The organism is Limosilactobacillus reuteri (genome assembly GCF_020785355.1).
In the GTDB taxonomy this organism is placed as follows: domain Bacteria; phylum Bacillota; class Bacilli; order Lactobacillales; family Lactobacillaceae; genus Limosilactobacillus; species Limosilactobacillus reuteri_I.
The window spans coordinates 75529-100407 of the sequence record NZ_JAJGVH010000080.1; the positions used below are offsets into that span (position 1 = coordinate 75529).

The following is a 24879-nucleotide window of genomic DNA, read 5'->3' on the forward strand; positions in this document are numbered from 1 at the left end:
AAGCAAAAACTTTTTCTTAGCCTTTTTCCTACTTTAAATGATTAATTTTTAGCATTCTTTTTTGTTAAATAATAAGAACTATCAGTTACGAGAATCAAGAACGTTGCGATCCAGATAGTTTTCATTCGGAAAAAGGGAAGCAACTGAGCGGAAATGATCGCGCCAAGCGTAAAACAGATCACGATCATTAAATAACTAAAGGCAGCTGATCGTTGCGAGCGATCGTGATGAAAATAATATTCACTCCAAGCAACTGCTGCCTTTTTGACACTACCGCTTGTAAAGACACTGTTATAACCGAGCCCTTCGATTTTGCTGAAAGCGGCACTTTGCATTGCAAGACCAAATGAAACGGCTGGTACCATCAGATAGTCAGGAAAGCTATCCGGGAGAAAACCGATAATTGCTCCTACTAATAAAATCGGCAATAGACAAACTACTCGCCAATAATCAGTTCTTAAATGGGCATGGAGGATGCTCACCATTGCCAATCCAAGAATAAATGCGATCAATGAGCCGAGCCGGTCAACGACGCCGAGAAAATTGTGATTGGCAAGCGCGGCACTAAGAAAAATAATGTTGCCAGTTTGGGCTGCTGCCATTGTGCGCCCACATTTGATATATGTAAAAGCATCGATGAAGCCACCGCTAAAAGTGAGGAGCAGGGCAAAGAGACGTGCTTCTGCTGGCTTTTGATAGTTAATGAGTTTATCCATGAATTTCATCTCACATCTAATGTTTTTTCATTTTAATTATAGCTTAAATCTTTGGTCAAGAAACTAAACCATTACTATATTCTCTGGTACAATTACTATTAGCGATAGAAGGGCGGGAATTAAATGACAAAACAATTATTGTTAATTGACGGAAATAGTATTGTTTTCCGGGCATTTTTTGCTATGCATAATCAAATGGACAAGTTTACAAATAAGGACGGCTTGCATACAGCTGCAATTTATGGCTTTAAGTTGATGCTTGACCATGTGTTGCAAAACTTTAAACCGGATGCGGCTTTAGTAGCCTTTGATGCAGGAAAAGTAACCTTTCGGACGAAAATGTATGATGACTATAAGGGTGGTCGAAACAAGACGCCTAATGAATTGACCGAGCAGATCCCTTATGTGCGTGAATTGATCAAAGACTCTGGGTTACATAGTTATGAATTAGCTAACTATGAAGCTGACGATATTATCGGTACTTTGGCTAAGCAGGCGGATGATGCTGGCTACAAGACGTTGATCGTAACTGGAGATCGGGACCTTACCCAGCTAGCAAGTGAGAATACGACCGTTGCCGTTACCCACAAGGGAGTTACTGATACGGAGCACTACACGCCAGCACATGTCGAAGAAAAATTAGGGATTACGCCGCGCCAAATAATTGATATGAAGGCACTGATGGGTGATTCTTCTGATAATTATCCTGGTGTAACTAAAATTGGGGAAAAGACTGCGATCAAGCTTGTAAAACAGTTTGGTTCAGTTGAAGAGCTTTATGACCATATTGATGATCTCAAAAAGAGTAAGATGAAAGAACATTTGATTGAGGATGAAGAGGTTGCTCGCCAATGTAAGACATTAGCGACAATTCTTCAGGATGCTCCGATTAAGATCGGCTTAGATGATCTGCAATATCAAGGCCCACAAACGGATGACTTGATTAAGTTTTACAAAGAGATGGGCTTTAAATCTTTCTTGAAAAAGATGGATGTCGATGGGACTGGAGAGGAAGACGAAGCTGAGATTGCTCCAATTGACTACACGGTTTTAACTAAGGATAACTTAGATGAACTAGGACAATTGACGGGTGAAGTCAGTTTTTACCTTGAAATGCCAGAAGAAAATTACCATACGTCACCATTCGCTGGTTTTGTGATCGGTAATGAAGGACACTGGTTTACAAGTCGAGATGTGGACCTGCTTAAAGAGGAGCCCCTCAAAGATTTGCTCCAGAGTGATAGCGTTAAAAAGAATGTCTTCAATGCCAAGGCACAAATCGTTGGTCTGCATCGTCTCGGTATTCCACTTGAAAATATTAATTTTGATCTGCTTTTGGCATCTTACCTTCTAAATACTAATGACAATAGTAACGACCTGGGACAAGTAGCTCAGGAACACGGTTACGATGATGTCCGAACAGATGAGGAAGTTTATGGTAAAGGTGCTAAGCGTGCTGTGCCTGATGATAACGAGACCTTCTTTAGTCACCTGGCTACGAAAGCGCGGGCAATTGAACAGCTGCGCAAGGATCTTTTTGCCAAATTAGACGAAAATAAGCAAACGCCACTATATACTGATATTGAATTACCCCTAACCCGGGTTCTTGCAAAAATGGAAATCGCGGGTGTCCATGTAGATGCACAAACTTTGAAAGATATGGGCAGTAAGCTAACTGAACGGCTATCAGAAATTGAAAGTCAGATCTATCAAGAAGCTGGCGAGGAATTTAACATTAACTCCACTAAGCAACTAGGCCATATTCTGTTTGAAAAATTGAAATTGCCAGTGATCAAAAAGACCAAGACCGGTTATTCCACTGCAGTTGATGTGCTGGAAAAGTTAGCTGATAAGTCACCAATTGTTGAGCAAATTTTGGAATATCGTCAAATTGCTAAGCTTCAATCTACTTATATCACTGGTTTGCTGAAAGTTATTCATTCAAATGACCAGAAGATCCATACGCGCTACTTACAAACATTAACGCAAACTGGTCGCTTGTCCTCTGTTGATCCTAACCTGCAAAATATTCCAGTACGGTTGCCGGAAGGACGCTTGATTAGGAAGGCATTTGTTCCTAGTCATGAAGGCTGGCAAATCTTCTCTTCAGATTATTCGCAAGTTGAATTACGGGTTCTTGCCCATATCACTGGTGATAAAAACCTTCAGGAAGACTTTAAGAATGGTGAAGATATTCACGCCAGTACAGCTCGTCGGATTTTCCATTTAGCCCCAGATGCCGAGATTGACCGTAATATGCGGCGCCGGGCAAAAGCGGTTAATTTCGGAATTGTTTATGGGATTAGTGATTATGGACTGGCGCAACGGATTCATGTTAGCCGTGCGGAAGCTCATGAATTTATTCAAAATTACTTCCATGAATTCCCCGGTGTAAAGAAATACATCAATGATACGATTGCGTTTGCTAAAGAGAATGGTTATGTTGAGACGATTACTCACCGCCGTCGTTACTTACCAGATATTCATGCCAAAAGTTTCAGCAAGCGATCATTTGCAGAGCGGACTGCAATGAATACTCCAATTCAGGGAAGCGCTGCTGATATCATTAAGATTGCGATGATCCGGATGCAAGATGAGCTTGAGAAACGCCATCTAAAGGCAAAAATGCTCTTGCAGATTCATGATGAATTAGTCTTTGAGGCTCCAAAGGAAGAAATCCCGGTTCTATCGGAATTAGTGCCAAAAGTAATGGATTCGGCCGTTAAGTTAGATGTGCCGCTTAAAGTAGATAGTAAGTATGGGGATACCTGGTATGACCTTAAAAAATAGATCGGAGGAATTAAATGCCTGAATTACCAGAAGTTGAAACTGTTCGCCGCGGTTTGCTGAAGATTGCCGCTAAGCGTAAAATTAACGCGATCGATGTTTATTATGGTAAAACGATTACCAATGACGTTGAAGATTTTCGGCAGGCGTTGATTGGCCAGACGATTGAAAATGTTGATCGGCGAGGGAAATATCTTCTTTTTCGTTTTACTAATGATTTGACGATGATTTCACATCTTCGTATGGAAGGAAAATATTACAACCAACCGATTGGCGGACCAATTGATAAACATACCCATGTTGTCTTTGAATTTACAGATGGTACGGAATTATGTTACCAAGACACCCGTAAATTTGGCCGGATGACATTGGTAAAGACCGGTGATGAGATGAATGTCGGTGGATTGAGGACGATTGGCCCTGAACCGACAGAAGACGCCTTTACCTTGCCATACTTTACAACTGAATTAAAAAAGAGTCGGGGAAAGATTAAGCCATTCTTGCTTAATCAGCGTCATGTCGCCGGTCTGGGTAACATTTACGTTGATGAGGTACTATGGATGACGGGGATAAATCCGGAGCAACCAGCCAATACTTTAACAGCTAACCAGATTGCTGAATTACGGGAAAATATCATCAAAGAATTGGCGACAGCGATTAAGTACAAGGGAACCACTGTGCATAGTTTTACGAATGCATTTGGTGATGCTGGCGCTTTCCAAGATCGCTTAAAAGCTTATGGTCATGCGGGGGATGAATGTCCGCGTTGTGGCACAAAAATGGTTAAAATTAAGGTTGCTGAACGCGGAACGACCTTTTGTCCCCACTGTCAAGTATTGAAGGAATAGGAAATGACAAAAATAGTTGGATTAACAGGTGGGATCGCAACGGGGAAGACAACGGTAAGCAACATTTTGCGCCAGGCTGGGATTCCGGTGATTGATGCTGACCAAGTAGCGCGGCAAGTCCAGACACCAGACTCGGTTGGGTTAACGAGGATTGTCAAAGTATTCGGCCCGAAAGTGCTTTTGCCAACAGGTGAGCTCAATCGGCCGGCCTTAGCAAAAATTGTCTTTAATGATAAAGAAGCGTTGAAAAAACTCAATGAGATTCTTCAGCCATTGATTTACGATGCAATTTTTGCGCAGGCTGATACTTTGAAGAAACAGGAAATTCCACTCGTGGTGTTAGATGTACCATTATTATTTGAGCAACACTATGATGAAGATTGTGATTATGTTGTAGTTGTTTATACTGATCCGCAAACGCAGCTTAAACGGTTAATGGCTCGTGATCACTGTTCTAAAGAGGAAGCCCAAGCGCGAATTGCTGCCCAAATGCCATTATCAGAGAAAGAAGCGCGGGCGGATTTTAAAATAAATAATAATGGTGACCAGGTTGCCTTGCAAAAACAAGTCGCATCCTTAATAAATCAGCTAAAAGCAAAGTAAAATGTGGTAAAATAAAGTACTTATACTATAAAGGAGGGGGACACATTGCGCTGTCCACATTGTCACAAAAATGGATCACGGGTTGTCGATAGTCGGCCAAGCGAAGACGGAAGCTTTATTCGTCGTCGTCGTGAGTGCATTCATTGTGGCTTTCGTTTCACAACCTTTGAACGGTACGAGGAAACGCCACTACTAGTAATTAAAAAAGATGGCACGCGCCAAGAATTCAGTCGCCAAAAGATCCTCAATGGAATTGTACGCTCGGCGGAAAAACGACCGGTTAGTATGGAGCGGTTGACTAAGATTGCAGATAAAGTGGAAAAACAAATCCGGAGCATTGGTGAAAGCGAAGTCTCCAGTCAAATTATTGGTAAATTTGTGATGAACGAATTAAAAGGCGTCGATGAGATTGCCTATATTCGGTTTGCAAGTGTTTACCGCCAATTTAAAGACGTTGATGCCTTTATGAGCGAACTTGAAACCATGATGAAGGCAGAACATAAAAAATAACTTAGGAGGGCTGTAAAATGACTGCAGCAGCTTTTGACCCGCAAGCCGGTTATATTGTTACGGCCAGCACTGCATTTATTAGTTTTAATGACCAGACTTTTGCAACATTTTATCAGCCGATTTTAGGACCAGTTGCGTTTAGCTTTTTTTATGCGTTAAAAGCGCGTTTGCTGCCTAATCCTACGATTGCCAACCGGACCTTGCAAAGTGACCTGTTAGCCCAGGTAAATGCTGGCGGCCAACAAGTGCTGGAGGCTCTCCATCGTTTAGAGGCAGTTGGCTTAGTGCAAACTTATTTCCAGCACGATGAGATCGGGGATGTATATGTTTATGAATTGCAGCCGACCCTTACTCCAGAAAAATTTTTAGCTGATAATTTGCTGAGTATTTTACTTTTAGAGGAAGTAGGAGATGAAGCATTTGAACGTTTGACTAAGCAAAGCCGGCAATACAAGCTTGCTTCTTCTAACACTTCACTAACTAATGTGAGTCACAACTTTTTTGAAGAATTTCATATTAACTCGCAGTCAATTACTGAAACACCACAAGCGATTTTAACGGCGCGAAAACAATCACCGGTAGAAAAGCAACCCCAGTTAACCGTGGGGATGAGCGATGACTTTGATTGGTCAACCCTCATTCACTTACTGGCTAATCAGCCAATTGTCAGTGCGGACCTTGAAAATAATCGAGACCTAATATTATTAGAACATCAATTATACGGGATTGATGCGCCAACGATGAAGACATTGGTTTTGCGGTCGATTGATCTGCAAACTAATCATTTCAATCCGAAAAAATTTAAGCAAATTGTCGCATCTGCTTATAATATCGTCTATTCTTCAACGACAAAAGTAGCGGAAAAAGAAGCACCAGTGACAAATAAAAATAGTGAACTGACTAGTAAAGATCAAGAATTATTGGCAACAGCTAAGGATTATTCTCCGGTTGAATTTCTCCAGGTCCTTAAAGGGCAGACGGGCGGCTATGTAACTTCAGGTGAACGTCATATTCTGACAGGCTTAGTAGCGCAAGAAAAGCTTACCCAAGATGCCATTAATATCTTAACTTGGTATGTGATTAGTGACCGGGGGAATTCTACTTTGACAGCTAATTTTGTCGATGCAATTGCCAATAACTGGCTCCAACATGGCGTAATTAATGGAGAGCAAGCTATTGTCCAATTAAAGACTTTTAATAAGCAGTCGCAAGAAAAGAAAACAAAGACGCCAAAGAAAAATAAGTGGCGCAAAACGATTAAGGAACCGATGCCAGAATGGAGTAAGAAAGATACGAGCGAGCTAATGAAAAAAGCTTCCTCACAAGAAATTGCTAAACTGCGTGAACGGATCGCTAATCGTAAGAAGAAGTAGCAGCTAAAGGAGGTGGCAGCATGCAGTCACTAAACAAAACTTTACAAGAGTTAATGCGCGGTCAAAATATCGCAAACAATATTCAACAAACGATGAAGCAAGTTTATGCGGATAAAGATGTTCAAGCATTCTTAAACGAAAATCGTGACCGTCTTAGTAAAGAAGCAATTAAACGGGGACAATCAAAGCTTTATGAGTTTTTTCATGAAAAGCAATTAATTGAAAAAGGCGTGCCAACTGTTGCCCCAGGATATTCTCCACAATTGGTTATCAGTGCCGGGCAGATTGACGTAACCTACGTTCCCACTAAACAGTTATTAGAACGGCAGCGCCAACGTTATATTCAACGGTTAGTTAACTCGATTAATATGCCTAAGTTCATTAAAAATGCGTCATATGATGATTATTATTTAAATGAGGATACCCAGACTGATACACGAACAAAGGCAATTCAAGCAGCCATGGATTTTACGGATAATTACCAAAAAGGTGAGTTTCAACCAGGCCTTTACTTGTACGGGCAATTCGGGGTCGGGAAAACATACCTTCTTGGAGCAATTGCTAATGAACTTGCTAAGAGCAAGGGCATTGCAACAACGATGGTTCATTTCCCTAGTTTTGCTGTTGAAATGCGGAATTCAATCAAACAAAATAATACCGGCGAAAAATTGGATGCTATTAAACGGGCGCCGATTTTAATGCTTGATGATATTGGGGCTGGTGCAATGACAACGTGGGTAAGGGATGATATTTTAGGAGTGATCTTAGAATATCGGATGCAAGAAGAATTACCAACCTTCTTTAGTTCTAATTTTTCAATGGATGAGTTGCAAAATAACCATCTTGCTATCAATGCGCAAGGCGATAATGAACCCCTCAAAGCGGCCCGTATTATGGAAAGAATCAAGTACTTATCACGCGAGATTGAAATGGAAGGAAAGAATTTGCGTGATAAGGGATAAAGTTCTTGACATTAAACTTTGAATTTAGTAAGCTAATAAACGTTGAAAGAAAAAGCAGAAGCACCCGCTTCTCGCCTAGGTGATATCGATCGCCGGGCTGACGAGATGAATGATAATCGACCACTAGGATAAGGTCGTTGTTATGAAGCGGGGTACTTTTGTACCTCGCTTTTTTGCTTGATCTTTCGCTAAAAAAATTGGAGGTGCGTTGCCATAGCACAAGATATGATTGTCAATAACGGTATTCGTGCACGGGAAGTGCGGTTAATCGGTCAAGATGGTGAACAATTGGGCATTAAGTCTAAGCGTGAAGCGCTACAATTAGCTGAAGAAGCTAACTTAGACCTAGTATTAGTTGCACCAAAGGCACGCCCAGCTGTTGCCCGCATTATGGATTACGGGAAGTACCGTTTCGAGATGCAAAAGAAAGAGCGTGAAGCTCGTAAGAAGCAAAAGACGATAACGGTTAAGGAAATTCGCCTTAGTCCATCAATTGATACTAATGACTTTAATGTTAAGTTAAAGCGTGTTCGTAAGTTCATTGAAAAGGGCGATAAGGTGCGGATTTCATTACGTTTCCGTGGTCGTGCTATTACCCATAAGGATATCGGTCGTGACATGATTGAACGAATGGCTGAAGAAACTTCAGACATCGCTACTGTTGTTCAACGTCCGAAGATGGAAGGGCGGAGTATTTTCTTAACTCTTGCTCCGGCTGCTGATAAAGCAAAGAATTAATTTAAGAAGGTAGGAATTAGTTATGCCAAAGATGAAGAGTAACCGTGCTGCTGCCAAGCGTTTCAAGCGTACAGCTAATGGTGGATTCAAGAGTGGAAACTCATTCACTAGTCACCGTTTCCACGGTAAGACTAAGAAGCAACGTCGTCAATTACGTGGTTTGAGCATGATGGACAAGACCAACGTAAAGCGTTACAAGAAGTTATTACCATTTAAGTAAACTTCACAAAAATAACTATTTAATATACGTAGGAGGATTTCAACATGCGAGTTAAAGGTGGAACTGTTACGCGTGCACGTCGCAAGCGCATTATGAAGTTAGCAAAGGGTTACCGTGGTTCAAAGCACCGTCTTTTCAAGACTGCTAAAGACCAAGTAATGAAGAGTTACACTTACGCTTTCCGTGATCGTAAGGTCAACAAGCGTAAGTTCCGTGAACTTTGGATTGCTCGGATTAACGCTGCTGCACGTATGAACGACATTAGTTACAGCAAGTTAATGCACGGCTTAAAGGTTGCTAACATTGACATTAACCGTAAGATGTTAGCTGATTTAGCTGTTAACGATGCAGATGCATTTAAGGCACTCGTTGACGAAGCTAAGAAAGCTCTTAACTAAGCCTAAATAATCTTCGGTCGCTTATGATGCGTATGCATGATAAGCGGCTTTTTTAATTAGTTGCTTTCCGAGTAAAGCACACGATATAATTAAATACTAGAACATTTAATCGGGTTAACCGATTGGAATATTAAATTTGATGAGGTGCGACTTTGTTAGAGATATTTAAACCAACATGGATGGTTAATACAATATATTCTGTTTCTCCTGCCCAATTAAAAGAGCAGGGAGTGCGAGCTGTTTTTAGTGACCTGGATAATACCTTGATTGCTTGGAACAATCCAGATGGAACTCCAGAATTAAAGGAATGGATGGATGCTTTACGGGAAGCCCATATTCCACTAATTGTTATTTCTAATAATAGTAAAGAACGAGTTGGGAAAGCTGTTAACAGCCTTGACCTTCCATTTGTTTCGCGATCATTAAAGCCCTTAAGTTTTGGGATTGATCGTGCACGAAAAAAACTTAATTTAACAAAAGATGAAGTGGTTATGGTTGGTGACCAGTTATTGACTGATGTTGCTGCGGCTAACCAAGCGGGCATTCGCAGCATTTTAGTACGCCCGCTATTAAATACGGATAAGTGGGATACCCGTATTAACCGCTTCTTTGAACGCCGTGTTTGGAAGAACTTAAACAAAAAATATCCAGATTTAAAATGGCAGGAGGATTTGAATGACTGAACAAGAACAACAAACTGAAGAATTACGTTGTATAGGTTGTGGGAGTATTATTCAAACGGAAGATCCTAATGGCTTGGGTTATACGCCTAAATCAGCCCTTGAGAAGGGAAAAGAGACAGGAGAATTATACTGTCAGCGTTGTTTCCGTTTGCGGCACTACAATGAAATTGCTCCAGTGTCATTAACGGATGATGATTTTCTGCGCCTATTAAATCAGATTCGGGATGCCAATGCTTTAATTGTGTATGTTGTTGATGTTTTTGACTTTAATGGAAGTTTAATTCCGGGCTTACACCGTTTTGTTGGCGATAATCCAGTATTATTAGTTGGAAATAAGGAAGACTTGTTGCCACGTTCTCTACGGCGGCCAAAGTTAACTGACTGGATTCGTCAACAGGCAAATATTGCCGGATTGCGTCCAATTGATACGGTTCTTGTTTCAGCTAAAAAGAACCATCAGATTGACCACTTGCTTGATGTGATTGAAAAATATCGACACAATCGAGATGTTTATGTTGTAGGTGTTACCAATGTTGGAAAATCAACGTTAATAAACCAAATTATCAAGCAACGAACGGGAGTAAAAGAATTGATCACTACTTCACGCTTCCCAGGAACTACTCTTGATAAGATTGAAATTCCGCTTGATGATGGGCATGTTTTAGTTGATACGCCTGGAATTATCCATCAAGAACAAATGGCCCATGTCTTATCACCAAAAGACTTGAAGATTGTGGCACCCCAAAAAGAGATTAAACCAAAGACTTACCAATTAAATGATGGTCAAACATTATTCTTAGGTGGCGTTGCGCGGTTTGATTATCTTCATGGTGAACGTGCGGGAATGGTTGCTTACTTTGATAATAATTTACCAATTCACCGTACAAAGCTAAGCAATGCTGATAATTTCTATGCTAAACACTTAGGGGATTTGCTTACCCCACCGACTAGCGATGAAAAGAATGAGTTCCCACCATTAGAACGTTATGAATTCCACATTACCGAAAAGAGCGATATTGTCTTTGAGGGTTTAGGATGGATTACTGTTCCTGCAAAAACGACTGTTGCTGCATGGGTTCCGAAAGGTGTCGGGGCTCTGGTACGGCGCGCAATGATTTAATTAATATTTGAAAGGAAAGACTTATGCAATTAAGAGGAAAACAAAAACGATTTTTACGAGCACAAGCAAACCACCTTCAACCACTATTTTCTGTAGGTAAAGATGGTCTGACTGACAATTGGCTTGCTCAACTAGATGGCGCACTCGACCGTCGAGAATTAATTAAGGTTAGCATTTTGCAAAACTCAGATGTTACAACTGATGAGGTTCGCGAATTAATTGAAGAAAAAACTTCTATTCAGGTAGTTCAAGTTATTGGTCGGGTATTAGTTTTATTTAAAGTTTCAGCAAATAAGGATGCCCGTGAATTGTCATCACGAGTAGCTGAAATCTAAGTAAAAGTAGGAGTGACGGTTTTGCAAAGCTGTAGTGTAGTAGATAAGGTGCAAACCCAGGCGCAACCGGAGACTAAGGTTAGTGGACACCGTAAGCGAATCGGCCTCTATGGGGGAACATTTAATCCTATTCACAATGCTCACCTATTTATGGCGGATCAAGTTGGTCATGCCCTCTGTCTTGATCGGGTTGATTTTTTACCAGATGCTAAACCTCCCCATGTTGATCATAAAGATTCCCTTGATCCTCAATTGCGGTTGCAGATGCTTGAATTAGCAGTTGCTGATAACCCTTTTTTAGGGATTGAGCATGCCGAATTAGAGCGGGGAGGAGTTAGCTATACTTACGATACTATTAAGTATTTGTTAGATAAGCACCCTGATGTGGATTATTACTTTATTATTGGCGGGGATATGGTCGATTACCTTGACAAGTGGTACCGGATCAATGATTTAATTCGATTGCCCCATTTTCATTTTGTCGGCGTTCACCGTCAAAGAGCGAAGAATGAGACACAATATCCAGTAATTTGGGTAGATGTCCCAACAGTTGATTTTAGTTCAACCGATATTCGACAACGGGTGCAACATGGTCAATCAATCAAGTATATGGTCCCAGATGCCGTAAGCAAGTTTATTGAGGAGCATCAATTATATCGTGAATAAAGAATTAGTTTATAATAAAAGTTATATCCCAATGACACGGTCTGAACTTATCGACCGTCTCAAAAAGGCGTTAAAGGATAAACGATTTCAGCATGTGTTACGTGTGGAAGAGACAGCGATTAAGTTAGCTGAGCAATACGGGGTTGATGTTGAAAAAGCTAGTATTGCAGGCCTGTGTCATGATTATGCCAAACAGCGCCCTGACGAAGATTTTATTGCTGAGATTAAGAAAAAAGGACTTAATCCACTGCTCTTAGATTATGGTAATGCAATTTGGCATGGAGTAGTTGGTGCAGAGCTAATCAAGGATGAATTAGGGATTTGGGATGAAGATATCCTAAATGCGGTTCGCCACCATACTACTGGGGCGCCAGTAATGACAAAGCTCGAACAGGTTATTTACATGGCTGATTATATTGAGCCGGGTCGAGACTTTGCAGGCGTAAAAAAGGCGCGAGTAATTACAGCAGCAAACCTTCAAGCAGGGGTTGCTTACCAAACAAAACATACGCTGGCTTATTTGATTGAAAGTGGAAAGCCGGTATATCCAAAGACAATAGATACCTATAATGCATGGGTTCCACAATATGAAGGAGAGATAGATTAATGGATAGTAAACAATTATTAGAAATGGTTGTCAAAGCTGCCGATGGTCGGCGCGCAGAAGATATCGTCGCTCTTAAAGTTGATGAGATTAGTCCAATGGCTGATTATTTCGTTATTATGACAGGGGGGTCAGACCGTCAAGTACAGGCGATCACCAATGCCATTGTTGAAAAAGCACATGAAGAAAATGTCAAGATTGGTAGCGTTGAAGGTAAAAATCATGCTCAATGGGTATTGGTTGACCTTGGAGACGTGGTTGTCCATGTTTTCCGTGAAGAAACTCGTCAATTCTATAACCTTGAAAAATTATGGGCCGACGCACCCCTTGTCAATATTAACGACTGGATTAATGATTAATGATTTATCAAAGTTTTGCCCAGTTATATGACCAGCTTTTTGATCCTGAAATGTATCAGAAGTGGGAAGAATTTACAATTAAAAACCTTCCTGCTGATACTAAGAACATTTTAGATTTAGCTGGCGGTAGTGGACGGTTGGGAGTAATGCTGGTTGCTCGTGGATTTGACGTAACGGTTGCTGACTTTTCTGCTGAGATGCTTAGTATTGCCGATCAACATGCGACGGAAGCAGGGGTTAATCTGCATCTCTTGCAAGCTGATATGCGGGACCTTAGTGCTTTACCGCAGTATGATGCGATCACTTGTTATGCGGACTCTTTTTGTTATTTAGACGATGCAACGGCCGTTCAAAAGACCTTCAATGAAATTGCTGATCACTTGAAAGATAATGGTGTCTTTTTATTTGATGTCATTTCTCCTTATCAAACTGATGTCGTTTATCCGGGGTATATGTTCAACTATGAAGATGAAGACCACCAGCGAGCGTTCATGTGGCAGTCTTTTAAAGACGATGATGTTGATCATGGTGTAATTCATGAATTAGCTTTTTTTACTCGAGATAATGATGGACGCTATGATCGTGTTGGAGAGACCCATTATGAGCGTGCTTATGAATTGCCTTTGTTAAAGCAGATGTTATCTCAAGCTGGCTTTAATTCTGTTGAAGTGGGATCAAATTTTTCGACTTCTATCAAAGAAGAAAACCCAACACGATGGTTCTTTAAGTGTCATAAATAAGGAGAGTTCACATGAAAGCAGTAGGGATGGTTGTTGAATATAATCCATTTCACAATGGGCATCGCTACCACCTTCAGCAAGCGAAAAAAATTTCCAGGGCAAATGTAACGGTAGCGGTAATGAGTGGCAATTTTACCCAGCGTGGTGAACCGACAATCGTTGATAAATGGTCGCGAGCTAGGGCAGCAGTGATGAATGGTGTGGACCTTGTAATTGAACTACCGGTTTTTTATGCTGTCCAACCAGCACACCGGTTTGCCGGAGGAGCGCTGAGTCTCTTAAATGCTCTTGGCGTTGACTCGATTGTCTTTGGGAGCGAGCATCCAGAATGGGATTTTGCCCGTTTGGTGAAGGCTGAAGAAGCTTTTAACCAGGAAAGTTTTAACAAGTATAATGCAACTTATGCCACCCAATTTAACGAGCAATTGAAGGAACAAACTGGTGTCACCCTGATTGATCCCAATGATATTTTAGCTTTTGCTTATACCAAAGCTAAAATTAACCAGGGTTATCATTTTGAATTGCTGCCTATCAAGCGACAAGGGAGTAACTATCACGACCAGCAAATCAAAGGCAAGATTGCGAGTGCGAGTGCAATCCGTCAGGCAATCAGTGAAAAGGGCGATTATCGCCAAGTTGTTCCCCAGGTGATGGGAGATATATTGGCGGAAATAAAGGGCATTCCTTCATGGACAGACCTTTATCCTTTATTACGTAATCAGCTTATTCAAGCGCCTGTTTCAACCCTTCAGTCAACTTATCTAATGGCGGAAGGATTAGAATATCGGATGAAAGAAGCTGCCCAGCGGAGTCTTGACTTTAATTCGTTTATGAAATTCACCAAGACTAAACGGTATACTTATGCCCACTTATTGCGAGTTTGTTTATACACTATCTTGCAGATTACCCAAGAGGAAGTAGCTGAGCATAGTAAACATCCTTATCTTCATGTCTTGGCCTTTAATAAGCAAGGCCGTGAATACCTTCATGAGGTAAAAAAACAGCTTGATCTACCGCTGATTACAAAAGTCGACCAAGAAATGCGGGATCAATTGCTTAACCTTGATTACCGAGCAGGAAAACTATATCAGTTATTTACGCCGGCTGAACAAGATTTAAAGCACCCGCCGATAATTATTAATTAACGTCTTTGATAAAGTTTGGTAAAATATTCTAAGTAGATTTGGTTCCCTAAAAGGTTGTCAAGGAAAAAACATTGACAACGTATAAGGGGACTAGTATAATTGCACATGTTGCATTAGGAGGTTAGTACGTTGAAATGGTCGTTAGCTGAATTACATCGTTACCAAGATGAACCACTTCATATTCAAAGTACTTTTGATCTGAACGCATCATTAACGAAGCTGTTTCCAGATATTATTTTAGCTGTTCAACCAGTTAAAGTTGATGGTTACGTTACTTATGACGATGGTGATGCAACGATTAGCGCTCATGTTACAACGACGTTAACCGTTCCATCTAGTCGCTCGTTAACACCCGTTCAATTACCGCTCGATTTTACGTTCTCAGAGACGTATATCGATGATCGTTCACACTTTGCCCGCTATGAGGATGAAGATGAGGTTGTTTTCCTTATTAAAAAGGGTGATTCAATTGATTTTGATACTGCATTAGCGGAAAACATCGTTGAACAGGTACCGCTACGGGTTCTTTCTGCCGAAGAAAAGTCTGGCAAACCAATGCCAAATGGAAAAGGCTGGAGTGTTATCTCTGAAGATGACTACAAGGCCCAGCAGCAGAAAGATGACAAAGTTGATCCACGTCTCGCTAAGTTGCAAAACCTTTTTCCTGATCAGGATAACAAAAAATAGCGGACGGTTAAAAACCATTTGTGGATAATTCTAATTTCTTAGGAGGTGTCAAACATGGCTGTTCCAGCACGGAAGACTTCAAAGACTAAGAAGCGTATGCGTCGGGGTCACATCAAGTTAAATGTACCTGGCCTTACCCCTTGCCCAAACTGTGGTGAACTTCGCAAGTCCCACATGGTATGCCCAAGTTGTGGTTACTACGACGGCAAGCAAGTTGTTAACACTAACAACTAATTAATATAAAAGCTATCCTTTAGGCGCCGGACCTAGGATAGTTTTTTTATTTTAAAATTTTCTAAGAATTTACAAGTGAAAAATGATATAATCTAATTCCTTGATAAATCGAGATTTTTAGTATAGAGAATGCTAGGGTTTATTAAAAATTTGTGATAAAATTATTGTGTTTTATTAATACGTATAACAAGTAAAAGATTATTATAGTAGGTGAATTATTAATGAGTCGAATTTTAATTATTGAGGATGAGGAAAATTTAGCAAATTTTGTAGAACTTGAATTAAAGCATGAAGGGTACGATACAGATGTAGAACTTGATGGTCGTGCTGGATTAGAAGCAGCTTTAAATCAAGATTTTGATGTGATTTTGCTAGACTTGATGCTCCCAGAATTAAATGGGATTGAAGTTGCACGGCGGGTTCGTGAAATAAAAGATACACCAATTATTATCATGACCGCTCGTGATTCTGTTATTGACCGTGTCTCTGGTTTAGATCATGGGGCAGATGATTATATTGTTAAGCCATTTGCGATTGAAGAACTCCTTGCACGGGTGCGGGCGTTGTTGCGTCGAATCAGCATTGAAGATGGTAATAGTAAAGAACACCAAACAACGGTCAATTACAAGGATCTTACCATTGAAAAAGAGAATCGGGTCGTTCGTCGTGGTGATGAGGTAATTAACCTTACAAAGCGGGAATACGAGCTACTCTTGATCTTGATGGAAAATATCAATGTTGTTATGTCACGAAAAGACCTTTTGAGTAAGGTGTGGGGTTATGACTCCAAAGTTGAAACCAATGTTGTTGATGTTTATATTCGGTACTTACGGAATAAGATCGACCGGCCTGGTGAAAAGAGCTACATCCAAACGGTTCGTGGTACTGGGTATGTAATTCGCTCCTAGGAATGATCAATTATGAAGCAAAAAGATGAAAGACGGTTTGTTTCACTAAAAATTAAGTGGGCAGCTGGGACGGCATTAGGGTCATTAATCATCTTTTGTATCGTTGCCATGGCATTGTTTAGCGCATTTACGCAAAATTTATTTCATCAGGAAAGACAATTGTTGAATCAAGGGATGACCAATATTAGTACACAATTAGGTACTATTGATAAGCCCTTAACCAAAAAGAATGTTAGTCACCTTATTGATCCAGACAGAAACCGGTCAAATATTATTTCCGGAGAGGAATATAAACGACCGGTAATCAAGGAATTAAGTGATGGTCACTTGGTTATTAACATTTATAATCCTGATGGTAAGAATATTTTGAGTACGGGCCGCTATATTAAAAAGCCACAGTTTACGACTAACCGTAATATCCATATTGCTGCTGGTCCCAATCATGATGTGTTAGTTGGACAGATGCCAATCTATGGCCAGAATAATCGGCAGTTGATTGGGTACTTACAAGTTGAAAATAATCTCGATGCTTATATGCAAAGCTACCATCAGTTAGCATTGGTATGTGTCTTGGCGCTCTGCCTTGTTGTGATTGCGAGTGGCCTCTTGGGATACTTTCTGTCACTGTTTCTTCTCCGCCCATTGGATGGGATTCATGACACGGTTAAGGAGATTAGTGCAGATCCGACTAAAGATGTCCGGGTACCAACCACTAATCGTAATGATGAATTAGCAGAACTGATAACGATGTTTAATGAGATGCTTGATCGGATGCAGCGGTATATCGACCAGCAGTCGCAATTTGTCAGTGATGTTAGCCATGAACTGCGGACACCCGTTGCGATCATTCAAGGACACTTAGAGATGCTGCAACGTTGGGGCAAGGATGATCCGAAAGTGCTGGATGACTCAATTGAAGCAACGTTAATTGAGACCCGCCGGATGAAAAACCTGGTTCAAGAAATGCTTGATTTGAGCCGCGCAGAGCAAGTGGAGATTAACTTCCGCAATCAGCATACGATTGTTAATGATGTGGTTCACCAGGTCTACAATAACTTTAAGATGTTGTATCCGGATTTTACTTTCCGTTTGGACGACGATCTGAAAGAGCCAATCATGGTTGATATTTATCGCGATCATCTTGAACAGGTGCTTGTAATTTTATGTGATAATGCCGTCAAATATTCCACCGATGACCATAAAGAGATCCATATTATTCTTTCACGAGGGATGAATACTGTTGAAATTGGTATTCAGGACTTTGGTGAAGGGATCTCGCCAGAAAATGTAAAACGGGTCTTTGATCGTTTCTATCGAGTAGATAAGGCGCGTAGTCGTAAGAAGGGTGGTAATGGACTAGGCCTTTCAATTGCCAAGCGACTAATTGAAGGTTATCACGGTTCGATTACCCTAGAAAGTTCAGTGGGTGCTGGATCATTGTTTAGAATCATTTTACCGATTATTGAAGATCCAGAGACAAAAAAATAAATATTTAAGATGTGAGAATAGAAGCAAGATGAGAAACTTTTGCTCCTATTCTCACTTTTTTATTACAAAACATTTTTATTCAATTGTTTTCCAAATGGCCGACAAAATAAGCGATGTTTTCAACCAAGGGCGGTATAATGAAAACGGATACTAAAATATGAGGATTTTTATTGAGGAGTTGAATAGGAGTGGCTGCGAAAGAGCAGAAAAAATTAATCACAACGCCAACACTGGTGTTAATGATTATTTCGACAATATATGGGTTTGGTAATGTTTCAATAGCTTATGATCAAATGGCATATGCGGGGATGTTTTGGTATATCCTTGCTGGAGTTTGTTTCTTCTTCCCTTGTTGTTTGATGATGGCTGAATATGGCTCGGCGTTTAAGGATGCCCAAGGGGGTATTTATTCATGGTTAGCTGGTTCGATCGGGGAACGGCTGGCCTTTATTGGAACCTTTATTTGGTTAGCGAGTTGGGTTCTGTGGCTAGTATCAAGTGCATCTCGGCTTTGGATAACATTGTCGGCACTATTATTTGGTCATGATACTACCCAACAATGGCACTTTTGGATTTTTAATTCTAATCAGTTAATTGGTATCTTGGCGATTCTCTTCGTTTTACTGGTGACTTTGCTAAGTTCACAGGGAATTAATGGGATTACGAAAATCAGCTCGTTTGGTGGAGCGTTTATGATTGGAATGAATGCAATTTTTATTATTGCAAGTTTAGTGACGATTATTGCTAACAAGGGGGTTACTGCCCAGCCTATTCATGGTATTAGCAGTTTTATCGAATCGCCTAATCCTGCTTTTAAGACGCCAATTGCGATTATCTCATTCGTTGTTTACGCAATTTTTGCATATGGTGGAATGGAAAATCTTGGTGGAGTTACTGATAGTATGAAAAATCCGGCGAAGACATTTCCAAGAGGTTTAGTTATTGGTTCGCTCTTAACGATTGGCAGTTATGTGCTAATGATTTTAATGACGGGCTTTAGCGTTAATTACAATCATGTTATTGCAAAATCAAGCGTTAACTTGGGTAATGTTACTTATGTTGTCTTTAACCAATTAGGATACCAACTAGGTGTTTCGCTAGGGTTAAGTCATGCTACTAATATTTTTCTTGGTGTTCTCTTTACGCGAATGATTGCGTTAGCTGGGCTGATGGGGATGTTAGGAGCAATGTTCCTGCTAGTGTACTCCCCGATTAAGTCCTTTATCATGGGAGCCAATCCTGAGTTATGGCCTAAAAAAATTGTGACTCTGAACAAACATGGGATGCCGGCATATGCAATGTGGATTCAAGCAATTTTTGTTTCGTGTATTATTTTCTTAGTTGCATTTGGGGGTTCAGCAGCTGCTAGTTTTTACCAAATCTTGACAGATATGGTTAATGTTTCAACCTGTGCTCCTTATATCTTTCTTGTTGGTGCATTTCCGTTCTTTCAAAAGAAGGATATTCCACATGATTTTGTGGTATTTAAGAACCATTTTTGGACAAATGTATTAGTTATCTTTGTTGAAATAATTGTTTGCCTAGGAATCATCTTTACGTGTATCCAACCGATTATTGAGCATGATTTTCAAACTGCATTCTGGACAGCATTTGGTCCGGTTTTCTTTGGAATTGTTGCTTGGATTTTCTACAATCACGCATCAAAGAAAATTACAAAGTAGATAAAAGAGACTATTGAAAAAATCAAAAATTTTTTCAATAGTCTCTTTATTCATGTGAACCTTAACGAGAAGATTATTTTCCACTTACTCTTTATTCAATTTTTTAAGTCGCTGGTAAATGATAATTCCACCGATGCAAGTAATAACAAATTCAGTAAAAGGAACTGCTGCCCAGACCCCGTTGATTCCGGCAACTTTTGCCAGAATAAAGATCGCGGGGAGAAGGATAATATAACCACGAAGAATCGATAAAGAAAATGATGTTCGCGCTGATCCGATTGCTGTTAAGAAAAGGATGAACAATAGGTTTAACGCACTGAAGAATACACTTGTAAAGTAAATCGGAAGACCAACACTAGCATAGGCGAGGAGTTGGCCAGAATGAGAAGTATTAAAAACTTCAATAATGGGATGCTTAAAGGTGATTAGGATAATAAAGCTGATTGTTGCTAGAAAGAGGGTAATGATCATCCCATTTTTTAACGTCATCGATACATTCTTGTATTCGTGTTTACCAAATTCCCGACTAGCAAGTGGTTGAACGCCGAGCGCTACCCCATTAGCAATTGCTAGTACAACGATGGCAATGTTGGAAATAACGCCATATGCGGCAACGGCATAGTTATTAGCCAGCTGCAATAAAACATGGTTAAAGAAATAAATACTAACACCAGTACTTAATTCGTTTAATGCTGAAGCAACCCCTAAGCGTGCCGAACGCCAAATGTTCCTTAGGTGAGGGACAACCCAGTGCCATTCTAATTGTCGGCCGACAAACTTCCGATGAAAACTTAAAACCACCAAGCTAATTGCTGGCGAAAATAATACTGCCAATGCTGCTCCTTCTAATTTAAGACCCATTCCGAAAATAAAGAACCAGTCGATGAGGATAACAGATAATGTTTCGGTTAAGGTGGCCTTCATGGTTAACGTGGGATTGCCATCGTTACGAATGAAATTAATGGCAATGTAATTAACCATATAGAGAGGTCCGCTCCATGAAATTATTCGTAAATAAACGATTGCCATCTGACGAGTTGCATCATCTGCCCCAAGAAAATCAACTACTGGAGTCGCAAAAATGTTTAACAGGATTGCTAGGATAAACCCAAAAGTAAAAGCAAAAATCATCAGTTGACTAAATAATGATTTTATTCTCTCAGGATGCATAACCTTATTTAACGAAAAGATTGTGGCACCACCGACTCCCAGTAATAGCCCAGTTCCATTAAAAACGTTGAATAGGGGGAGCACCAGGTTAAGCGTAGTTAAGCCTAAAGCCCCGGCCGCGATTGAAATAAAAAGGGTGTCAATAATAACATACATTGACATCCCGAGAGTGGCGACAACATTACGAACAACATAATGCCGTACTTCTTTGGTAATTGACATTGGTGAATCCATATTAAAACCTCCACAAAACTTGCTCCCATCCTCCCAGTTGGACGCCTGTTTGAGAAGCATAACTTAATTTGTTGCAGAACCCGGCGATTCTACTTTCCTTATTTCATTTATTGATATTTTAGCAAATATTCTCATTGCTTATATTATAATTCCATTACAATGGTCAATTTCATGTTGAACAATCTCAGCAGCAAAATCTGTAAGTTCTAATGTTTGCGTTTGCCAGCTCTGATTGCGAAATTTAACGGTAATTTGCTTATACCGTTTAGTAGGACGCGTTCCGCTTAATGAAAGGCATCCTTCTGCAGTTTGATAAGGTTGACTTTTAGCGACGATTTGTGGATTGAACATTACGACATTAAAGGGCCCGATTCGCGCAATAATTGCATTCTTATTTACGCCAATCATATTGGCAGCCATTCCAACACATTCAGCTTGGTGAGCATTAAGCGTATCGCTAAGATCGGTTGCAAGGGGCAAATCAGCTTTAGTAGTGAGGGTTGCTTTTTTTGCAAGTAACTGTTGGTCTTTAATAATTGGTTTGATCATGTGTCTTCCTCCGAAAAAACAAAGCTGAGAAAAAACTTTTGCTTTCTCCCAGCTTTTTGATAATTATTTTTTATGATGTTGTTGTTTACCAGCATTACGTTGACGATTACGGTTTGCTTGATCGCTTGGCTTGGCATCGCCTTTACGTAATTGGTCAATTGCATCAGTCGGTTTAGTTGAAGAACTAGGGGTGTTAATTACTGGTGCTTTAGGCATTTTAATTGGATTCTTCTTGCTTTCTTCTTCAATTTGGCGACGAATCCGCGGACGGTAAGCATTGACCATCAAAGTTTGTAAGATGGCAAATAGTCCACCGATGAAGAAGTAAAGGCCTAGTCCGGCAGAAGAAGTGATGGAAATGAAGAAGGTCATGAAAGGACTCATCCAAATAGCAGCCTTCATTTGCTTCTTCTGGGCTTCAGGAACACCAACAAGCCCAAGATAACTCTGGGCAGCATAGGCGATAAAAGATAAGACTGCTAAGATAATGCTTGGCTTACCAAGTGGAATCCCAAAGAAAGTTGCGTGGTAAAGGTCTGGCGAATAACGGATAGCAGCATATAAGGCGGCGAAAATTGGCAGCTGAATTAACAATGGTAGACAGCCGATTCCGCCAGTTAAGCTAATATTGTTATCCCGGTAAAGAGCCATCATTTGTTGACTAACGGCCGCCTGTTCTTCAGGAGTCTTGGCCGCTTTTTGTTTTTCTGTTAGCTCTTTAATCAGTGGTTGAACCTTGGACATCTTTTCTTGCATAATGGTTGATTTTTTCATTTGAGAGAACATTACTGGTAAAAGAATTGTTCGCACAACTACCACAATGACAATAATTGCCCAACCGTAGTTATTGCCCATGTGGCTGGCTAACCATTCCATCAAGTGCTGCATTGGTTTAGCCATATAATCATAGACAAACCCGTATGGTCGACCGCTCTTAGTAGTCCGTACACATCCGCTAAGAAGCAGTAGGAGGGTAAAGAGACCCCCAGCGATCGTTATTCGTTTTCGTTTCATATTAATGAATCAAACTCCCTTATTTCTTTGTATATTAATTACGTTAATAGTACGTATTTTACTCTATTCAGGAATTGAATTCTACCGCTAATCGCGAACTAATGCGTGATTTGAAATGAATGATGGTAGTTTTGCAGGCTTCCCTCGACGATTTTAACCTTATTAATTCGAGCATAAGGAGTGGGTCCAGCTTTAATTTTAGAGATTAATTGCTTAACGATCTCAATGGGACCCTGCAGTTCGCAATAAACGCTCCCATCGTTCTTATTCATAACGATCCCCTCAATTCCAGCCTGCTGTGCCAACTGATAGACGCTCCAGCGGAAACCAACTCCTTGAACGCGTCCAGTAATGGTAAGGTGGTAATTAATCATAATTAAAACTCCTCGTATTCTATAAATATATCCTTACGGATTTTGCTACATTACAACTTGTTTTCTGGTCACCGCATGATAACCTCTAATTATCATTGGCTTTGGTCAACTGGTATAGGTTAATACCTCCTGTAGTTTTTAACTACTTATGAAGTCTGCCGCCCAGCCAATCTACTGATTTTCGAACTCACATGCTGTATCGATTAGATAGTTTACTAATTCAGAGTAGGATTAGGTGCAGCTTTAACTCTCTAACCAATGAATACTGATACTTGCGAGGATGTTTTTAGTGATTGTAATTAGGGGCTATCATGCAGTGATCAGATTAAGACCAGTAAATTTTAATGAAAGGAGGCCATTCCAATGAAACTTTTTGTCGGTATTGACGTTAGCTCAAAAGATTTAGTAACTTCAATGATTTCTGAAGAAACAACTGAAGTTGTTTTCCATGGTAACTTTGTTAATGATTTGAAAGGCGCAACAGAATTAAAAAACATGATTATCGATACGGCGAATTCAAATCATCTCGACCAAGTTGTGATTGGCATGGAAGCCACTTCCATTTACAGCTTTCACCCAGCAATGTTTTTCCAAGAAGACTCGGACCTTAAAAAGTTCAATACACAATCCGTGGTTATCGATCCTAAGAAAACTAAGCGCTATCATGATGTCTTCGCTGAAGATAAAAATGATCAAATCGACGCTTTTTACATTGCTGACTTCCTACGTGTTGGACGCTATTCAGTAGGGATTGTTCGTCAAGAGAACTACATTGCCCTGCAACGCTTAACGCGTTCCCGATATGAGCTTGTTCAAAGCTTAGCTCGGGCTAAGCAACACTTTATTGAGAACCTATACTACAAGCTCAATAAATTAGTAATTTCTGATGAACTGAATACTTCTATCTTTGGTTCAACGATGATGAGTCTGCTAACTGAAGATATGACTACTGATGACTTACTTAATCTTTCGATTACTGATTTAGCCGATTATCTGAATGAACACGGCCGGGGTCGCTTCGCGAACCCTGAAGCCTTGGCGAAAATAATTCAAAAGGCAGTTCGTGCTTCTTATCGTTTAGACAAAGTAATTGCTAATTCAGTTGATACAGTTCTCTCCGTTTATGCCGAGGAAATTAAAGCTTTTCAGAAGATGATTAAAGACCTCGACAAAGCAATTGAGAAAGTAGTTCAAGTAACTGATGAAGAACAGATTTTGCGCTCCATTCCCGGAATTGGACCAGTATACGCTGCTGGTATTTTAGCTGAAATTGGTCAAATCGAACGATTTGATAATGAAGCTAAATTGGCTAAATATGCTGGGCTTTCCTGGCGAGAAAAGCAGTCCGGAGCTTACGCTAGTGATAATACTCCGCTCAAGAGAACTGGTAATGCTTATCTTAGATACTATTTGGTTGAAGCTGCCAACAGAGTTAGAATCCAAGATCCAGTTTTTGGTGAATATTATCGGCGTAAATATCAAGAAGTAAAGCATACCCCATCAAAACGCGCTCTCGTCCTTACCGCACGTAAACTTATTAGGGTGATTTTCTTCCTACTCAAAAATCATCAAATCTATCAGGAAAAGAGGTAATTGGTATAGGAAGATAAACTGATTCTCGACGCTTAGCTTTTAAAACACCTTGGGATCAAGGCTTATTTAAGTGCGTCAAAAATCTGGTCAAAACAAGTTTGTCAGTGATAATTTTATCTTGACTTATTACCACATGACT

General features: G+C 40.2%; 28 protein-coding genes and 1 other annotated feature. Of the genes, 23 read left to right on the forward strand and 5 right to left on the reverse strand.

Annotation, left to right across the window (positions count from 1 at the left end):
* Window positions 1-41 precede the first annotated feature (41 nt).
* Window positions 42-716, reverse strand: coding sequence for a YoaK family protein (locus tag LMB56_RS08210; protein ID WP_011953513.1), 675 nt, complete (start codon window positions 714-716; stop codon window positions 42-44).
* A gap of 123 nt (window positions 717-839) precedes the next feature.
* Here LMB56_RS08210 and polA point away from each other — a divergent pair, with 123 nt between their 5' ends.
* The 22 genes from polA (at window position 840) to yjeM (ending at window position 19806) form a co-directional block, all read left to right on the forward strand.
* Complete coding sequence (gene polA / locus LMB56_RS08215) at window positions 840-3506, forward strand: DNA polymerase I (protein WP_229283782.1); 2667 nt, start codon at window positions 840-842, stop codon at window positions 3504-3506.
* A 14-nt stretch (window positions 3507-3520) separates the two neighbouring features.
* Window positions 3521-4351: a bifunctional DNA-formamidopyrimidine glycosylase/DNA-(apurinic or apyrimidinic site) lyase gene (mutM, locus tag LMB56_RS08220; protein WP_229278544.1), complete on the forward strand. Its 831-nt coding sequence runs from the start codon at window positions 3521-3523 to the stop codon at window positions 4349-4351.
* A gap of 3 nt (window positions 4352-4354) precedes the next feature.
* Window positions 4355-4954: a dephospho-CoA kinase gene (coaE, locus tag LMB56_RS08225; protein ID WP_229278542.1), complete on the forward strand. Its 600-nt coding sequence runs from the start codon at window positions 4355-4357 to the stop codon at window positions 4952-4954.
* Between the two features lie 45 nt (window positions 4955-4999).
* Window positions 5000-5464, forward strand: coding sequence for a transcriptional regulator NrdR (gene nrdR, locus LMB56_RS08230; protein ID WP_003668489.1), 465 nt, complete (start codon window positions 5000-5002; stop codon window positions 5462-5464).
* A gap of 17 nt (window positions 5465-5481) precedes the next feature.
* Entirely contained in the window at window positions 5482-6837 is a 1356-nt protein-coding gene (locus LMB56_RS08235) for a replication initiation and membrane attachment family protein (RefSeq protein WP_229278540.1), read from the forward strand.
* 20 nt (window positions 6838-6857) lie between these two features.
* Window positions 6858-7799, forward strand: coding sequence for a primosomal protein DnaI (gene dnaI, locus LMB56_RS08240; RefSeq protein WP_229278538.1), 942 nt, complete (start codon window positions 6858-6860; stop codon window positions 7797-7799).
* A gap of 46 nt (window positions 7800-7845) precedes the next feature.
* Window positions 7846-7982, forward strand: a sequence feature (ribosomal protein L20 leader region).
* Window positions 7983-8024: 42 nt separating this feature from the next.
* Window positions 8025-8537 carry a translation initiation factor IF-3 gene (gene infC / locus LMB56_RS08245; protein WP_003664107.1) on the forward strand — a complete coding sequence of 171 codons (513 nt, stop codon included), beginning with the start codon at window positions 8025-8027 and terminating at the stop codon, window positions 8535-8537.
* A 22-nt stretch (window positions 8538-8559) separates the two neighbouring features.
* Entirely contained in the window at window positions 8560-8757 is a 198-nt protein-coding gene (gene rpmI, locus LMB56_RS08250) for a 50S ribosomal protein L35 (protein WP_003664106.1), read from the forward strand.
* A 44-nt stretch (window positions 8758-8801) separates the two neighbouring features.
* Window positions 8802-9155, forward strand: a complete 354-nt coding sequence (gene rplT, locus LMB56_RS08255; RefSeq protein ID WP_003664105.1) for a 50S ribosomal protein L20 — start codon at window positions 8802-8804, stop codon at window positions 9153-9155.
* A gap of 152 nt (window positions 9156-9307) precedes the next feature.
* The gene (locus LMB56_RS08260; RefSeq protein WP_229278537.1) at window positions 9308-9838 is read left to right on the forward strand and encodes a YqeG family HAD IIIA-type phosphatase; all 531 of its coding nucleotides are present in this window, start codon (window positions 9308-9310) and stop codon (window positions 9836-9838) included.
* Entirely contained in the window at window positions 9831-10958 is a 1128-nt protein-coding gene (gene yqeH, locus LMB56_RS08265) for a ribosome biogenesis GTPase YqeH (RefSeq protein ID WP_003675744.1), read from the forward strand. The genes LMB56_RS08260 and yqeH overlap by 8 nt, the downstream gene beginning before the upstream one ends.
* A gap of 23 nt (window positions 10959-10981) precedes the next feature.
* On the forward strand, window positions 10982-11293 hold the full coding sequence (yhbY, locus tag LMB56_RS08270) for a ribosome assembly RNA-binding protein YhbY (RefSeq protein WP_003664099.1): 312 nt from the start codon (window positions 10982-10984) through the stop codon (window positions 11291-11293).
* 12 nt (window positions 11294-11305) lie between these two features.
* The gene (locus tag LMB56_RS08275) at window positions 11306-11959 is read left to right on the forward strand and encodes a nicotinate-nucleotide adenylyltransferase (protein WP_019253097.1); all 654 of its coding nucleotides are present in this window, start codon (window positions 11306-11308) and stop codon (window positions 11957-11959) included.
* Window positions 11952-12566: a bis(5'-nucleosyl)-tetraphosphatase (symmetrical) YqeK gene (gene yqeK / locus LMB56_RS08280; RefSeq protein ID WP_229273682.1), complete on the forward strand. Its 615-nt coding sequence runs from the start codon at window positions 11952-11954 to the stop codon at window positions 12564-12566. Before LMB56_RS08275 ends, yqeK begins: the two co-directional genes overlap by 8 nt.
* Entirely contained in the window at window positions 12566-12922 is a 357-nt protein-coding gene (rsfS, locus tag LMB56_RS08285; RefSeq protein WP_003670865.1) for a ribosome silencing factor, read from the forward strand. Before yqeK ends, rsfS begins: the two co-directional genes overlap by 1 nt.
* A complete protein-coding gene (locus LMB56_RS08290; protein WP_153702966.1) occupies window positions 12922-13662 on the forward strand; it encodes a class I SAM-dependent DNA methyltransferase in 741 nt (246 codons plus the stop codon). Before rsfS ends, LMB56_RS08290 begins: the two co-directional genes overlap by 1 nt.
* A gap of 11 nt (window positions 13663-13673) precedes the next feature.
* Window positions 13674-14807: a nucleotidyltransferase gene (locus tag LMB56_RS08295; protein ID WP_229283783.1), complete on the forward strand. Its 1134-nt coding sequence runs from the start codon at window positions 13674-13676 to the stop codon at window positions 14805-14807.
* A gap of 129 nt (window positions 14808-14936) precedes the next feature.
* The gene (locus LMB56_RS08300; RefSeq protein WP_003664093.1) at window positions 14937-15494 is read left to right on the forward strand and encodes a DUF177 domain-containing protein; all 558 of its coding nucleotides are present in this window, start codon (window positions 14937-14939) and stop codon (window positions 15492-15494) included.
* A 54-nt stretch (window positions 15495-15548) separates the two neighbouring features.
* Window positions 15549-15728 carry a 50S ribosomal protein L32 gene (rpmF, locus tag LMB56_RS08305; RefSeq protein ID WP_003664092.1) on the forward strand — a complete coding sequence of 60 codons (180 nt, stop codon included), beginning with the start codon at window positions 15549-15551 and terminating at the stop codon, window positions 15726-15728.
* 221 nt (window positions 15729-15949) lie between these two features.
* Window positions 15950-16636, forward strand: a complete 687-nt coding sequence (locus tag LMB56_RS08310; RefSeq protein WP_113897509.1) for a response regulator transcription factor — start codon at window positions 15950-15952, stop codon at window positions 16634-16636.
* Between the two features lie 12 nt (window positions 16637-16648).
* Window positions 16649-18124, forward strand: a complete 1476-nt coding sequence (locus LMB56_RS08315; protein WP_153702963.1) for a HAMP domain-containing sensor histidine kinase — start codon at window positions 16649-16651, stop codon at window positions 18122-18124.
* Window positions 18125-18312: 188 nt separating this feature from the next.
* A complete protein-coding gene (gene yjeM, locus LMB56_RS08320) occupies window positions 18313-19806 on the forward strand; it encodes a glutamate/gamma-aminobutyrate family transporter YjeM (RefSeq protein ID WP_003668471.1) in 1494 nt (497 codons plus the stop codon).
* Between the two features lie 84 nt (window positions 19807-19890).
* Here yjeM and LMB56_RS08325 read toward each other — a convergent pair whose 3' ends face one another.
* The 4 genes from LMB56_RS08325 to LMB56_RS08340 all read right to left on the reverse strand — a co-directional run bounded on the left by LMB56_RS08325 (window position 19891) and on the right by LMB56_RS08340 (window position 23147).
* Window positions 19891-21270: an MATE family efflux transporter gene (locus tag LMB56_RS08325; RefSeq protein WP_229283784.1), complete on the reverse strand. Its 1380-nt coding sequence runs from the start codon at window positions 21268-21270 to the stop codon at window positions 19891-19893.
* Between the two features lie 78 nt (window positions 21271-21348).
* Window positions 21349-21759 (reverse strand): peptide deformylase, encoded by a 411-nt coding sequence (locus LMB56_RS08330; protein ID WP_229273687.1) that lies wholly within the window; start codon window positions 21757-21759, stop codon window positions 21349-21351.
* A 63-nt stretch (window positions 21760-21822) separates the two neighbouring features.
* Window positions 21823-22773, reverse strand: a complete 951-nt coding sequence (yidC, locus tag LMB56_RS08335; RefSeq protein ID WP_229283785.1) for a membrane protein insertase YidC — start codon at window positions 22771-22773, stop codon at window positions 21823-21825.
* 98 nt (window positions 22774-22871) lie between these two features.
* Window positions 22872-23147, reverse strand: a complete 276-nt coding sequence (locus tag LMB56_RS08340; RefSeq protein WP_229283787.1) for an acylphosphatase — start codon at window positions 23145-23147, stop codon at window positions 22872-22874.
* 363 nt (window positions 23148-23510) lie between these two features.
* On the opposite strand from LMB56_RS08340, the gene LMB56_RS08345 reads away from it, so the two are divergent.
* Window positions 23511-24740 (forward strand): IS110 family RNA-guided transposase, encoded by a 1230-nt coding sequence (locus tag LMB56_RS08345; protein WP_229282092.1) that lies wholly within the window; start codon window positions 23511-23513, stop codon window positions 24738-24740.
* Window positions 24741-24879: the final 139 nt, after the last annotated feature.

Bases quoted from the DNA above. Each gene is read 5' to 3' on its own strand.
- LMB56_RS08210 (WP_011953513.1), bottom strand. From the start codon at position 716: ATGGATAAACTCATTAACTATCAAAAGCCAGCAGAAGCACGTCTCTTT.
- polA (WP_229283782.1), top strand. From the start codon at position 840: ATGACAAAACAATTATTGTTAATTGACGGAAATAGTATTGTTTTCCGG.
- mutM (WP_229278544.1), top strand. From the start codon at position 3,521: ATGCCTGAATTACCAGAAGTTGAAACTGTTCGCCGCGGTTTGCTGAAG.
- coaE (WP_229278542.1), top strand. From the start codon at position 4,355: ATGACAAAAATAGTTGGATTAACAGGTGGGATCGCAACGGGGAAGACA.
- LMB56_RS08235 (WP_229278540.1), top strand. From the start codon at position 5,482: ATGACTGCAGCAGCTTTTGACCCGCAAGCCGGTTATATTGTTACGGCC.
- dnaI (WP_229278538.1), top strand. From the start codon at position 6,858: ATGCAGTCACTAAACAAAACTTTACAAGAGTTAATGCGCGGTCAAAAT.
- infC (WP_003664107.1), top strand. From the start codon at position 8,025: ATGATTGTCAATAACGGTATTCGTGCACGGGAAGTGCGGTTAATCGGT.
- rpmI (WP_003664106.1), top strand. From the start codon at position 8,560: ATGCCAAAGATGAAGAGTAACCGTGCTGCTGCCAAGCGTTTCAAGCGT.
- rplT (WP_003664105.1), top strand. From the start codon at position 8,802: ATGCGAGTTAAAGGTGGAACTGTTACGCGTGCACGTCGCAAGCGCATT.
- yqeH (WP_003675744.1), top strand. From the start codon at position 9,831: ATGACTGAACAAGAACAACAAACTGAAGAATTACGTTGTATAGGTTGT.
- yhbY (WP_003664099.1), top strand. From the start codon at position 10,982: ATGCAATTAAGAGGAAAACAAAAACGATTTTTACGAGCACAAGCAAAC.
- rsfS (WP_003670865.1), top strand. From the start codon at position 12,566: ATGGATAGTAAACAATTATTAGAAATGGTTGTCAAAGCTGCCGATGGT.
- LMB56_RS08290 (WP_153702966.1), top strand. From the start codon at position 12,922: ATGATTTATCAAAGTTTTGCCCAGTTATATGACCAGCTTTTTGATCCT.
- LMB56_RS08295 (WP_229283783.1), top strand. From the start codon at position 13,674: ATGAAAGCAGTAGGGATGGTTGTTGAATATAATCCATTTCACAATGGG.
- rpmF (WP_003664092.1), top strand. From the start codon at position 15,549: ATGGCTGTTCCAGCACGGAAGACTTCAAAGACTAAGAAGCGTATGCGT.
- LMB56_RS08310 (WP_113897509.1), top strand. From the start codon at position 15,950: ATGAGTCGAATTTTAATTATTGAGGATGAGGAAAATTTAGCAAATTTT.
- LMB56_RS08315 (WP_153702963.1), top strand. From the start codon at position 16,649: ATGAAGCAAAAAGATGAAAGACGGTTTGTTTCACTAAAAATTAAGTGG.
- LMB56_RS08325 (WP_229283784.1), bottom strand. From the start codon at position 21,270: ATGCTTCTCAAACAGGCGTCCAACTGGGAGGATGGGAGCAAGTTTTGT.
- LMB56_RS08330 (WP_229273687.1), bottom strand. From the start codon at position 21,759: ATGATCAAACCAATTATTAAAGACCAACAGTTACTTGCAAAAAAAGCA.
- yidC (WP_229283785.1), bottom strand. From the start codon at position 22,773: ATGAAACGAAAACGAATAACGATCGCTGGGGGTCTCTTTACCCTCCTA.
- LMB56_RS08340 (WP_229283787.1), bottom strand. From the start codon at position 23,147: ATGATTAATTACCACCTTACCATTACTGGACGCGTTCAAGGAGTTGGT.
- LMB56_RS08345 (WP_229282092.1), top strand. From the start codon at position 23,511: ATGAAACTTTTTGTCGGTATTGACGTTAGCTCAAAAGATTTAGTAACT.